11 protein-coding genes are annotated in these 12,844 nt (G+C 59.6%); 1 reads left to right on the top strand and 10 read right to left on the bottom strand.

Annotation, left to right across the window (positions count from 1 at the left end; all coding sequences use genetic code 11):
* Window positions 1–17: 17 nt before the first annotated feature.
* On the bottom strand, window positions 18–470 hold the full coding sequence (locus TU79_RS12885; protein WP_057008329.1) for a PaaI family thioesterase: 453 nt from the start codon (window positions 468–470) through the stop codon (window positions 18–20).
* Window positions 467–943: a PaaI family thioesterase gene (locus tag TU79_RS12890; RefSeq protein WP_057008330.1), complete on the bottom strand. Its 477-nt coding sequence runs from the start codon at window positions 941–943 to the stop codon at window positions 467–469. The genes TU79_RS12885 and TU79_RS12890 overlap by 4 nt, the downstream gene beginning before the upstream one ends.
* Before the next feature lie 158 nt (window positions 944–1,101).
* Here TU79_RS12890 and TU79_RS12895 point away from each other — a divergent pair, with 158 nt between their 5' ends.
* Window positions 1,102–1,344 carry a hypothetical protein gene (locus TU79_RS12895; RefSeq protein ID WP_003233227.1) on the top strand — a complete coding sequence of 81 codons (243 nt, stop codon included), beginning with the start codon at window positions 1,102–1,104 and terminating at the stop codon, window positions 1,342–1,344.
* Between the two features lie 92 nt (window positions 1,345–1,436).
* Here TU79_RS12895 and TU79_RS12900 read toward each other — a convergent pair whose 3' ends face one another.
* From TU79_RS12900 to TU79_RS12935, 8 genes are all read right to left on the bottom strand, one after another.
* Window positions 1,437–2,174, bottom strand: a complete 738-nt coding sequence (locus tag TU79_RS12900) for a DUF599 domain-containing protein (RefSeq protein ID WP_057008331.1) — start codon at window positions 2,172–2,174, stop codon at window positions 1,437–1,439.
* Window positions 2,175–2,298: 124 nt separating this feature from the next.
* Window positions 2,299–3,612, bottom strand: a complete 1,314-nt coding sequence (gene brnQ, locus TU79_RS12905; RefSeq protein ID WP_057008332.1) for a branched-chain amino acid transport system II carrier protein — start codon at window positions 3,610–3,612, stop codon at window positions 2,299–2,301.
* A 370-nt stretch (window positions 3,613–3,982) separates the two neighbouring features.
* Complete coding sequence (gene sucD, locus TU79_RS12910; protein WP_003233233.1) at window positions 3,983–4,864, bottom strand: succinate--CoA ligase subunit alpha; 882 nt, start codon at window positions 4,862–4,864, stop codon at window positions 3,983–3,985.
* Window positions 4,864–6,030 carry an ADP-forming succinate--CoA ligase subunit beta gene (gene sucC / locus TU79_RS12915; protein ID WP_003233235.1) on the bottom strand — a complete coding sequence of 389 codons (1,167 nt, stop codon included), beginning with the start codon at window positions 6,028–6,030 and terminating at the stop codon, window positions 4,864–4,866. Before sucC ends, sucD begins: the two co-directional genes overlap by 1 nt.
* Window positions 6,031–6,234: 204 nt before the next feature.
* A complete protein-coding gene (gene lpdA, locus TU79_RS12920; protein WP_057008333.1) occupies window positions 6,235–7,671 on the bottom strand; it encodes a dihydrolipoyl dehydrogenase in 1,437 nt (478 codons plus the stop codon).
* Between the two features lie 100 nt (window positions 7,672–7,771).
* Window positions 7,772–8,995: a 2-oxoglutarate dehydrogenase complex dihydrolipoyllysine-residue succinyltransferase gene (gene odhB, locus TU79_RS12925; RefSeq protein WP_057008334.1), complete on the bottom strand. Its 1,224-nt coding sequence runs from the start codon at window positions 8,993–8,995 to the stop codon at window positions 7,772–7,774.
* Between the two features lie 44 nt (window positions 8,996–9,039).
* On the bottom strand, window positions 9,040–11,871 hold the full coding sequence (locus TU79_RS12930) for a 2-oxoglutarate dehydrogenase E1 component (RefSeq protein WP_057008335.1): 2,832 nt from the start codon (window positions 11,869–11,871) through the stop codon (window positions 9,040–9,042).
* Window positions 11,872–12,132: 261 nt separating this feature from the next.
* Window positions 12,133–12,837, bottom strand: coding sequence for a succinate dehydrogenase iron-sulfur subunit (locus TU79_RS12935; protein WP_003172807.1), 705 nt, complete (start codon window positions 12,835–12,837; stop codon window positions 12,133–12,135).
* Window positions 12,838–12,844: the final 7 nt, after the last annotated feature.

Consider the following 12,844-nt stretch of genomic DNA (forward strand, 5'->3'; position numbering starts at 1 on the left):
GGGCTAACGGGAGGATTTCAAGGGGCGCAAGGCTCCTCGATCTTGAAATGCGCACGGGCCGTGGCAATCGGTTCTGCCGCCGTGCTTTGCCAGGCGGTCACCGAAACGTTGGCCACCCGCCGGCCCTGACGCCATACCTGACAGGTGGCGTAGGTGTCGCGAAACTGCCCGGCGCGCAGGTAATCCAGGGAAAAGTCGATGATTTTCGGCAGGCTCGGCGCGCCGGTAGACACCAGCAAGTGCAGCGCCGCCGACAGCTCCATGAAGCCGGCAATCACCCCGCCGTGCAGCGCCGGCAATATGGGGTTACCAATATTGTCCTTGTTGGCCGGCAACCGGAACAGCAATTCATCGCCCTCGCGCGTGCACTCAATGCCAATCAGGTTGGCGTAAGGGATCAGTTCGAGCAGCGCTGCGTAATCGCCGCGCGCGTGGGCCTGGTCGAGGCGGGTCTGGAAGCGGTGCGTCATGCCTGCTCTCCGTCGAGGGTGGCGCTCAGGCCCTGTGCGCCCTTAAGCAGCTTGCCCATACGCATGAACGTGCCCACCACATGGGCAATGGGTTGCTGCGGATTATCCTGATAGGCAAAGCCGCGGGTGAAGATCACGTCGGCGGTCACCCGGTAGCATTGGGCAAACCCATAGACCGGCTGGCGCGGTGCGGCCGGGTGCATATAGTCGATGCGCAGGTCGAGGGTCGGGCACACCTCGAATTCGGGCAGCACGCACAAAGTGGCGATGCCGCAGGCGGTGTCCATCAGCGAGGTGAGCGCGCCGCCGTGGATGATCCCGGTCTCGGGATCGCCCACGATAGCTGGCCCATAGGGCAGCAGCAGCGTCATGCCCGTATTGCTGGCGTCATGCACGGTAATGCCCAGCACCTGGCAATGGCGCAAAGCGCAAACAAAGCGTGTCGCACGCTCCAGCAGGGAGTTTTCGGTCATTGGGTCCAGGCTCTTGTTTGCAGTGATCCGCGGAACAGGCAGTGCGGGTTTAAGTTCCTTGGCAACCTTTGTTTATATATCTACGCAATAAAAGGAACTAATGCTGAACCCCCACGCTCGAAAGGCCAGAAGATATCTTCAATAAGGAGAAACACCCCATGCGCAAGACTTTAGCTGTTTCCATGATGTTGGCTGCTGCCCTTGGCCTCGCTGCCTGCGACAAGAAATCCGAAGACAAAGCCCAGGACGCCGCTTCGCACTCTGAGCAAGCTCAGAAAGATATGGCGAAGGCTCAGGATAAAGTGAACGACGCTGCAAAAGAAAACGCCGAAGCTGCCAAAGCTCAGGCCGAATCGAATGCAGCCGCTGCAAAAGAAGCCACGCCTTCGACCGGTTCCTGATACCGCGGTCTAATGTAGCCTGGTTGTAAAAGAAAGCCCGCTTAATAGCGGGCTTTTCTTTGCCTGGCGTTTTTATTTCGACGTGCCTCCAACTAAACCGCGTCCTTGACCGCCTCCGGCGGCGGCGTGTCGGTCTGTGTATACACCATCACTTCCAGCACATCGGAATGAAACTCGCGGCGGTACAGCACCACCACTACCCCGGCACTCATCAACATGAACAGCCAGGGACTGACAAACCACGCCAGCATGGTCATGCCAAAGTAATAGGCACGCAGACCGAAGTTGAATTGGTTGGCAGCCATGGAGATGACCCGCGCAGCCCGCAGCGCGAACGCCTTGCGCTCCTGCTCGGACACCTGACGCTCACCGATCATCGGCGCTGAACCCACCAGCACCGCCGCGAAGTTGTACTGGCGCATGCACCAACTGAACGTAAAAAACGCGTAGACGAACACCAGCGCCAGGCACAGCAGTTTGATTTCCGACATGCCCTGGGACGCCTGCTGCACCATGGGAATGTCCGCCAGCAGCGACACGGCGCGCTCCGAGGCGCCCAGCACAGTGAGGATGCCGGCGAGGATGATCAAGGTGCTGGAGGCGAAGAACGAGGCGTTGCGCTCCAGGTTGCCGATCACGCTGGCGTCGGCGATGCGGTTGTCGCGCAGCAGCATGCGGCGCATCCAGTCTTCGCGATACAGGTGCAGCACGCTGGCCAGGCATGCGGTATCGCGGGCTTTCCAAAGGGCATAGCGGGTGTAGCCGCCCCAGCACAGCACGAACCAGAGGGCGGCGAGCATATGGACTTGGTTGGTTTCGATGAACGACATAGGGGTCCTGACAAACAAGAAGGTTTTGACCGCGTTGCAACTTTAGAAGGTTGTCGGCACGCAGGCATAAAAAATGCCCCGTATTGATTGATACGAGGCATTTCTGTGCAGCCATGCAAGCGTGTCAGGCGATTGCTTCGCTGCGCTTGCCAAGCATGCGGTCCACCACCACCGCCACCACCAGCGTCATCACCGACGGCACCAGCCACGCCAGGCCCTGCTCGCTCAGCGGCAGGTGCGTCAGCTGCGCAGGCATCCAATCGGCGAGGCCGGCCCCCTTGAGCGCATCGATGCCGCCAAAAATGAACGACACCAGCATCACCGGGCCGACGATACGGCCCTGCTCCTGCCAGAAGTCTTTGCAGAAGCTCAGCGCCACCAGCACGATGCACGGCGGGTAGATGGCGGTGAGCACCGGAATGGAGAACGCAATCAGCTTGGTCAGGCCCAGGTTGGACACGAACAGCGAGAACAGCGCCAGGATCACCACCAGTGTCTTGTAGGACAGCGGCAGGACTTTGCTGAAATACTCGGCACAGGCGCAGGTCAGGCCTACGGCCGTCACCAGGCACGCCAGGGAGATCAGCACGGCCAGAAAGCCGCTGCCCAGGGAGCCGAAGGTGCTTTGCACATAAGCGTGCAGCACGGCCGCGCCGTTGCTGGCGCCCGCCGCCACCGCATGGCTGCCCGACCCCAGGCGGAACAAACTGATGTACACCAGCGCCAGGCCCACGCCGGCTATCAGCCCGGCGATGATCGCGTAGCGGGTAATCAGCTTGGGCGATTCGACGCCGCGGGAGCGGATCGCGTTGACAATGACGATGCCGAACACCAGCGCCCCCAGGGTATCCATGGTCAGGTAGCCATTGATAAAACCCTGGGAAAACGGCGCGGCGACATATTCCGGGGTGGCGACGCCCACTTCACCGGCCGGCAAGGCAAATGCGGCAATGCCGAGGATCGCCAGCGCGATGATCTTCAATGGCGCAAGGAAACGGCCGACGGTATCCAGCAGGCGCCCCGGGTACAGGGATACGAAGAACACCACGAGGAAATACACAGAGCTGTAGAGGAACAGCGCCAGTGGGCTTTCGCCCGTCAGCGGCGCCAGGCCGACTTCAAACGACACGGTCGCAGTACGCGGAGTGGCGAACAGCGGGCCTACCGCCAGGTACGCCGCTGCCGCGAGCAGGCCGCCGGCGATCTTGCCGATGGGGCTGCTCAATGCGTCCATGCCGCCGCCGACCTTGGCCAGGGCAATTACGGTAACCACCGGCAAACCCACTGCGGTGATGAGGAAACCCAGTGCTGCCATCCAGACGTGAGGCCCGGATTGCAAACCAACGATAGGCGGGAAGATGATGTTGCCGGCGCCCACGAACAGCGCAAATGTCATAAAGCCCAGCGCCAGGATATCCTGGCTTTTCAACACTTTCATTTGAGGAAATACCACACTACTGAATCGGAATTTAGAGAGGGGCTTCCCTGTGGATGAGGGAAAGGCTGCCGGCCCTTGTGGGGGCCGACCGGTCCAGCGCGCCGCTTCCTTTTGGGAGGCGGGCGCATAAAGAGGCGGTCAGGGTACAGAAATAGGCTGACAAACGCACTGTTGCGGGGCGCACTGTCCGATAAGCGACATTTTAATGTCGCGTTTTCACACTTAATTTGCCGATACCGGTGCCTGTGGGAGGGGGCAAGCCCCCTCCCACCCTGGATAGAGTACATTTCAATAAATGGGTATTTCCAGAACGCACAAAGGCCACCCGAAGGTGGCCTTTGTGTGGTGAAGCGTCAGTTAAGCGCGAGGCTTACTTGACCGCCCAACCGGTCAGCTCGGCCAGGGCCTTGCCGATATCTGCCAGCGAACGCACGGTTTTAACGCCTGCGTCCTGCAGTGCAGCGAATTTCTCGTCTGCAGTGCCTTTGCCGCCGGAGATGATTGCGCCCGCATGGCCCATGCGCTTGCCCGCAGGGGCAGTCACACCAGCGATGTAGGAAACAACCGGCTTGGTCACGTGGGCCTTGATGTAGGCCGCTGCTTCTTCTTCAGCCGAACCGCCGATTTCACCGATCATCACGATCGCTTCGGTCTTCGGGTCTTCCTGGAACAGCTTCAGGATGTCGATGAAGTTCGAGCCCGGGATCGGGTCACCGCCGATGCCGACGCAGGTGGACTGACCGAAACCGGCGTCAGTGGTCTGCTTCACAGCTTCGTAGGTCAGGGTGCCGGAACGGGAAACGATGCCGACTTTGCCTGGCAAGTGAATGTGACCTGGCATGATGCCGATCTTGCATTCGCCTGGGGTGATCACGCCTGGGCAGTTAGGGCCGATCAGGACTACGCCCAGCTCGTCGCACTTAACCTTGGCGTCCAGCATGTCCAGGGTAGGAATGCCTTCGGTGATGCAGACGATCAGCTTGATGCCGCCGAATGCCGCTTCCAGGATGGAATCCTTGCAGAAAGGCGCGGGAACGTAGATCACGCTGGCGGTGGCGCCAGTTTTTTCTACAGCGTCTTTCACGGTGTTGAACACTGGCAGGCCCAGGTGCTCGGTGCCGCCTTTGCCTGGCGTTACGCCGCCAACCATCTTGGTGCCGTATTCGATGGCTTGCTGGGTGTGGAAGCTACCTTGCGAACCGGTAATACCCTGGCAGATAACTTTGGTGTCTTTATTGATCAGGACGCTCATTACTTGCCCTCCGCAGCTTTGACAACTTGTTGAGCAGCGTCGGTCAGGCTGGTAGCCGCGATGATGTTCAAACCGCTTTCTGCCAGTACTTTGGCGCCCAGTTCAGCGTTGTTGCCTTCAAGGCGAACAACAACCGGGATTTTAACGCCGACTTCTTTCACAGCACCAATGATGCCTTCGGCAATCATGTCGCAACGAACGATGCCGCCGAAGATGTTGACCAATACTGCGGCGACGTTGGAGTCGGACAGGATGATCTTGAACGCTTCGGTTACGCGCTCTTTGGTGGCACCACCGCCCACGTCGAGGAAGTTGGCTGGCTTGCCGCCATGCAGGTTGACGATGTCCATGGTACCCATGGCCAGACCGGCACCGTTGACCATGCAGCCGATGTTACCTTCCAGGGCTACATAGTTCAGTTCGAACTTGGCAGCGTGCGCTTCGCGCGGATCGTCCTGCGACGGATCGTGGAACGTCTTCAGCTTTGGCTGACGGTACATGGCGTTGGCATCGATGTTGATCTTGGCGTCGAGGCAGTGCAGATCGCCGTCAGCCTTGATCACCAGCGGGTTCACTTCCAGCAGGGCCAGATCGTGATCCTGGAACAGTTTGGCCAGACCGACGAAGATCTTGGCGAACTGGGCAACCTGCTTGCCTTCCAGACCCAACTGGAAAGCCAGCTCGCGACCCTGGAACGGCTGAGCGCCAACCAGTGGATCGATTGTGGCCTTCAGAATTTTTTCCGGGGTTTCGTGAGCGATTTTCTCGATGTCCACGCCACCTTCGGTGGACGCCATGAACACGATGCGACGGCTCGAACGGTCAACGACAGCGCCCAGGTACAGCTCTTTAGCGATATCAGTGCACGATTCAACCAGGATCTTGGTGACTGGCTGGCCATTGGCATCAGTCTGGTAAGTCACCAGACGCTTGCCCAGCCACTGCTGTGCGAAGGCCTTGGCGTCTTCTTTGCTGCGAACCAGCTTGACGCCGCCCGCTTTACCGCGACCACCAGCGTGGACCTGGGCTTTGACCACCCATTCAGTGCCGCCGATCTTGTCGCAAGCTTCTGCTGCTGCTTCCGGGGTGTCTACTGCGTAGCCCTTGGATACTGGCAGGCCGTATTCAGCGAACAGCTGCTTACCCTGATACTCGTGAAGATTCATGCTTTTTACCGTCTTCGTTAGGTACTGCGCATTCGGCGCTGCGCTCATTATGAGTGCCGCGCCACCTGTGACTGCTGCTTGCGCAACCTGCGGGGCTTATGGCCCGTAAAGCTGCGCAAGGCTGCGTCCGGCGGATATTCCGCGGTGAGCCTTGCGTACAAGACTCACGACGGGCAACTCCGCCGTGGTTTCTTATTATCTCGCTTAGCGCTTCTTGCGGTTGGCGATGTGAATGGCGCCGCCATTCACCGCCAACGCGGCTTCGTGCAACGCTTCGGACAGGGTCGGATGAGAGAAGACCATCATGCCCAGGTCCTCGGCACTGGTGCCGAACTCCATACCGATAGCGCCTTGCTGAACCAGTTCTGCAGCGCTCGGGCCAATCACGTGGACGCCCAGTACGCGGTCAGTCTTGGCATCGGCGATGACTTTGACAAAACCACCGGTGTCGTTGGCTGCCATGGCACGGCCGGAAGCGGCAAACGGGAAGGTGCCGACGTTAACGTCTACGCCTTCAGCTTTCAACTGCTGTTCGTTCTTGCCGACCCATGCAATTTCCGGGTGGGTGTAGATAACCGAGGGCACCAGGTCGTAGTTCATCTGGGTTTTATGCCCCTTGATGCGCTCGACAACCATCACGCCTTCTTCGGAAGCCTTGTGCGCCAGCATCATGCCGCGCACCACGTCGCCGATGGCGTAAACACCAGGCACGGTGGTGGCGCAGTGATCGTCAACGTGGATGAAACCACGCTCGTCGATGTTCACGCCGCTGTCGGAAGCCAACAGATCGGTGGTCACCGGACGACGGCCTACGGCCACGATCAGCTTGTCGAAAGTAATGGTCTGCTCGCCGTCTTTATCGGTGTAGGTCACCACGACTTCTTCGCCGTTGACCTTGGAACCGGTCACGCGGGCGCCCAGCTTGATGTCCAGACCCTGTTTGGTCAGGGTCTTGTAGGCTTCCTTGGAAACAGCGGTGTCGGCAGCCAGCAGGAACGTGTCCAGGGCTTCCAGCACGGTGACTTCGGAACCCAGACGGGACCAGACCGAACCCAACTCCAGGCCGATCACGCCGGCGCCGATCACGCCCAGACGCTTTGGCACTGCCTGGAATTCCAGGGCGCCGGTCGAATCAACGATCACGTTCTGGTCGACGGGAGCCGGTGGAATGTCGATTGGACGCGAGCCTGGGGCCAGGATCACGTTCTCGGCTTCGATGACTTCGACCGAACCGTCCGGCTTGGTGATTTCAACCTTCTTGCCGGCCAGCAGTTTGCCATGACCTTGCAGGGAAGTGACGCCGTTGGCCTTGAACAGTGTGGCAACGCCGGAGGTCAGGCCTTTGACGATGTTGGCCTTGCGGCCGATCATCGCCGGCACGTCCATGGTGACGCCGGCATGGTTGATGCCGTGGATCGCGAAACCGTCCTGGGCTTCGTGGAATTTCCAGGAGCTGTCCAGCAGCGCCTTGGAAGGAATGCAACCGACGTTCAGGCAGGTACCGCCCAGTGCCAGTTTGTCTTCCTTGTCGGTGTATTTTTCGATGCAAGCAGTCGAGAGGCCCAATTGTGCGGCCTTGATGGCGGCAACATAACCGCCAGGACCTGCACCAATCACTACAACGTCAAATTTCTGCGACATGAAAATAGATCCTCTATTTAGCGACAAGCTTCAAGCAACAAGTTGCAAGCCAAGCTGATTTTTCCTGCAGCTTGCAGCTCGCAACTTGAAGCTGCTTTTATCAGATATCCAGCAGCAGACGTGCCGGGTCTTCCAGCAGGTTCTTGATGGTCACCAGGAAGGTCACGGCTTCTTTACCATCGATCAGGCGGTGATCGTACGACAGCGCCAGGTACATCATCGGACGGATCACGACCTGACCATTGATGGCCATCGGACGCTGGATGATGTTGTGCATGCCCAGGATTGCGGCTTGCGGCGGGTTGACGATTGGCGTCGACATCATGGAACCGAAGGTACCACCGTTGGTGATGGTGAAGGTACCACCGGTCATCTCGTCGATGGTCAGCTTGCCGTCACGGGCTTTCTTGCCGAAGCCGGCGATGCCGCCTTCGATTTCAGCCAGGCTCATCAGCTCGGCATTACGCAGTACCGGCACCACCAGGCCACGGTCGCTGGACACGGCAACGCCGACGTCTGCATAGCCGTGGTAGACGATATCGGTGCCGTCAATGGAAGCGTTGACTGCCGGGTAGCGCTTGAGCGCCTCGGTGGCCGCTTTCACGAAGAACGACATGAAGCCCAGGCGCACGCCGTTGTGGCTCTTCTCGAACAGGTCCTTGTACTTCGAACGCAGGGCCATGACTTCGGTCATGTCGACTTCGTTGAAGGTGGTCAGCATCGCCATGTTCGACTGTGCTTCAACCAGGCGCTTGGCCACGGTGGCACGCACACGGGTCATCGGCACGCGCTTCTCGGTGCGGTCGCCGGCGGCGAACACTGGCGCAGCGGCAGCCGGGGCGGCAGCCTTGGCCGGGGCGGCAGCAGGTGCGTTCTTCTTGGCTTCAACGGCGGCAACCACGTCTTCCTTGGTCACACGGCCATCTTTGCCGGTGCCCTTGACGGACGCCAGGTTGATGCCGTTTTCTTCGGCCAATTGACGCGCAGCCGGGGCGGCGATTGGGTCTTCGCCAGCGTCGGCCGGTGCGGCGGCAGCAGGTGCAGCAGCCGGCGCAGCAGCGGCAGCAGGCGCCGGAGCGGCAGCGCCGCCCTCTTCGATCGAACCCAGCACCTGGTTCGACAGAACGGTGGCGCCCTCTTCAGCAACGATTGCGCCCAGCACGCCGTCGGCTTCGGCCAACACTTCCAGTACGACCTTGTCAGTCTCGATGTCGACGATCAGGTCGTCACGCTTGACGGCCTCGCCTGGTTTCTTGTGCCAGGTGGCAACGGTGCCATCGGCAACCGATTCCGGGAATGACGGGGCTTTGATTTCGATAGCCATTATCTGTGGGTCCTTAAAATTCGGTTTCAGTCAGCGCGAAGGCGTTAAACAGTGAAAGCATCTTGCAGCAGTTTTTCCTGCTGCTCGGCGTGCATCGACGCATAACCACACGCAGGTGCAGCAGAAGCATCACGACCGGCGTACTCCAGGTTCAACGCCCGGTTGTGGTTGCCGATACTGCGACGCAAATGATGCTGGCTGCTGTACCAGGCGCCCTGGTTCATCGGTTCTTCCTGACACCACACCACATTCGTGAGCTGGGTGTAAGGCGCGATGATCTCCATGAGGTCATCTTCCGGGAACGGGTAAAGCTGCTCGATACGCACGATGGCGATGTCTTCGCGGCCTTCGGCACGGCGTTTTTCCAGCAGGTCGTAGTAGACCTTGCCGCTGCACAGGATCAGGCGCGTTACCTTGGCCGGGTCGAGTGTGTCGATTTCTGGAATAACGGTCTGGAACGAACCTTCGGCCAGGTCTTCCAGGGTCGAAATGGCCAGCTTGTGGCGCAACAGTGATTTCGGCGTCAGCACGATCAACGGCTTGCGCAGAGGACGGATCACTTGGCGACGCAGCAAGTGGTAGATCTGCGCCGGGGTCGTCGGCACGCACACCTGAATGTTGTGCTCGGCGCACAGTTGCAGGTAACGCTCCAGACGGGCCGAAGAGTGCTCCGGGCCCTGGCCTTCATAACCGTGCGGCAGCAGCATGGTCAGACCGCACAGGCGGCCCCACTTGTGCTCGCCGCTGGTGATGAACTGGTCGATCACCACCTGGGCACCGTTGGCGAAGTCGCCGAACTGGGCTTCCCAGATCACCAGCGCCTGCGGCGTGGTGGTGGAGTAACCGTATTCGAACGCCAGCACGGCTTCTTCCGACAGGAACGAGTCGTACAGGTCGAAACGCGGCTGACCTTCGTACAGGTTCTGCAGCGGCACGTAGGTGCCCGCGTCTTTCTGGTTGTGCAACACGGCATGACGGTGCGAGAACGTACCACGGCCGATGTCCTGGCCGGTCATGCGGATCGGGTGACCTTCGAACGCCAGGGTCGCGTACGCCATGGTTTCGGCGTAACCCCAGTTGATCGGCAGGCCGCCGACTTGCATCTTCTGACGGTCTTCGTAGATCTTCGACACCTGGCGCTGTACGACGAAGCCATCCGGAATTTCCAGCAGCTTGGCCGACAGTTCCTGCAGGGTCTTGAGGTCGAACGAGGTGTCGTGACGCGCCGTCCAGGTGTGACCCAGGTATGGACGCCAGTCGACGAACAGCTCTTTGTTCGGTTCCTTGACCAGGCTTTTCACCACGTGCAGGCCGTTGTCCAGCGCGTTGCGGTATTCGTCGATCTTCGCCTGCACACGGGCTTCGTCAACGATGCCGGCCTTGGTCAGGCTTTCGGCATACAGTTCACGGGTGGTGCGCTGCTTGGTGATCTGCTGGTACATCAACGGCTGGGTGCCGCTTGGCTCATCCGCTTCGTTGTGACCGCGACGGCGGTAGCACACGAGGTCGATCACCACGTCACGCTTGAACTGCATGCGGTAGTCGACGGCCAGCTGGGTCACGAACAGCACGGCCTCCGGATCATCGCCATTCACATGGAGGATCGGCGCCTGGATCATCTTGGCAACGTCGGTGGCGTACTCGGTAGAGCGCGCGTCCAGCGGGTTGCTGATGGTGAAACCAACCTGGTTGTTGATGACGATGTGTACCGTGCCGCCCGTCTTGAAGCCGCGGGTCTGCGACATCTGGAAGGTTTCCAGAACCACGCCCTGGCCGGCGAATGCCGCGTCACCGTGGATGGAAATCGGCAGCACTTTCTCACCGGTGGCGTCGTTGCGACGGTCCTGGCGAGCACGCACCGACCCCTCGACCACTGGAGAAACGATTTCCAGGTGGGAGGGGTTGAACGCCATGGCCAGGTGAACTTCACCACCCGAGGTCATGACGTTGGACGAGAAGCCCTGGTGATATTTAACGTCACCGGAACCCAGCTCGACCTTTTTCTTGCCTTCGAACTCGTCGAACAGCTCGCGCGGGTTCTTGCCGAAGGTGTTGACCAACACGTTCAGGCGACCACGGTGGGCCATGCCGATCACGACTTCCTTGGTGCCATAGGAACCGGAACGCTGGATCAGTTCATCGAGCATCGGAATCAGGCTTTCGCCGCCTTCCAGGCCGAAACGCTTGGTGCCCGGGTACTTGGTGCCCAGGTATTTTTCCAGGCCTTCAGCGGCAGTCACACGCTCGAGCAGGTGGCTGCGTACCTCGGCGGACAGCACCGGACGGCCACGCACGCCTTCGAGGCGATGCTGGAACCAGTGGCGTTGCTCGGAATCGGTGATGTGCGTGAATTCAGCGCCGATGGTGCGGCAATATGTCTGCTGCAACGCTTCGTGAATTTCGCGTAGGCTCGCTTCCTCTTTGCCGATGAACAGGTCGCCGGCACGGAAGGTCGTATCAAGATCGGCATTGGTCAAGCCGTAATGATTGATCGACAGGTCAGCCGGTGCAGGACGCTTCCAGAGCCCCAGCGGGTCAAGCTGGGCCGCCTGGTGGCCACGCATCCGGTAAGCCTGGATCAGTCGCAGTACTTCAACTTGCTTCTTCTCGTGCTCACTGCTCACGCTGCCGGCGGAAACCGGTTGGGCGCGGCGCTGGTTCTTGGCCAGCAGCACGAACTGATCGCGAATTGTTGCGTGCGATACATCGGTGGCAGCGTTGCCGTCTGAAGACAACGTCTGAAATTTGGTGCGCCATTCTTCTGGCACAGCGTTAGGGTCGTGCAGGTAGAGCTCATAAAGCTCTTCCACATAGGCAGCGTTACCACCTGAAAGATAGCCGCTGTTCCACATGCGCTGCATCACGCTTTCTTGCATGCTTGGTCACCCTCGATTTGGGGACACCACCGGCGAAAACACCGAGTTTGCTTGCAAAAGGCCAAGTGCAGCGACCAAAACAAGCCACTTAGGATCACGCTGATAGTTCGGGTACCAACCCGAATGCCCCTGCTTGTCTCATTTCTTCAAAATAAGAGCCGCGGCTTTGTAAGTCGCTGCTCAAGTTAAAACTACGGCGCCGGTTGAAGCCTGCGCCGCAGCATTTACGGGCACAACGGTCCTGCCTTGATACAACGCCGGTTACACGCCGCTTTGCAGCAGCATGTTGCGGATGTGACCAATGGCCTTAGTCGGGTTCAGGCCTTTGGGACATACGTTGACGCAGTTCATGATCCCGCGGCAGCGGAATACGCTGAACGGGTCATCCAGCGAAGCCAGACGCTCGGATGTCTTGGTGTCACGGCTGTCTGCCAGGAAGCGATACGCTTGCAGCAGCGCGGCTGGACCCAGGAACTTGTCCGGGTTCCACCAGAAGGACGGGCACGAGGTCGAGCAGCAGGCGCACAGAATGCACTCGTACAGACCGTCGAGCTTTTCACGCTCTTCAGGGGACTGCAGACGCTCGATGGCCGGAGCCGGCGTGTCGTTCTGCAGGAACGGCTTAACTTTCTCGTATTGCTTGTAGAAGATGCTCATATCGACAACCAGGTCACGGATAACCGGCAAACCTGGCAGTGGACGAACGATCAGCTTGTTGCCTTTAACCACGGCCGACAGCGGCGTGATGCACGCCAGGCCGTTTTTGCCGTTGATGTTCATGCCGTCGGAACCGCAGACACCTTCACGGCAAGAGCGACGATAGGAGAAACCCTCGTCCTGCTCTTTGATCAGGGCCAGCACGTCCAGCACCATCAGGTCCTTACCACCGGTATCGACCTGGAATTCCTGCATGAACGGCGCAGCGTCCTGATCAGGGTTGTAGCGGTAAACACTGACTTTCAACATGGCAGCC

The sequence above is a fragment of the Pseudomonas trivialis genome (assembly GCF_001439805.1).
Taxonomy (GTDB): Bacteria; Pseudomonadota; Gammaproteobacteria; order Pseudomonadales; family Pseudomonadaceae; genus Aquipseudomonas; species Aquipseudomonas trivialis.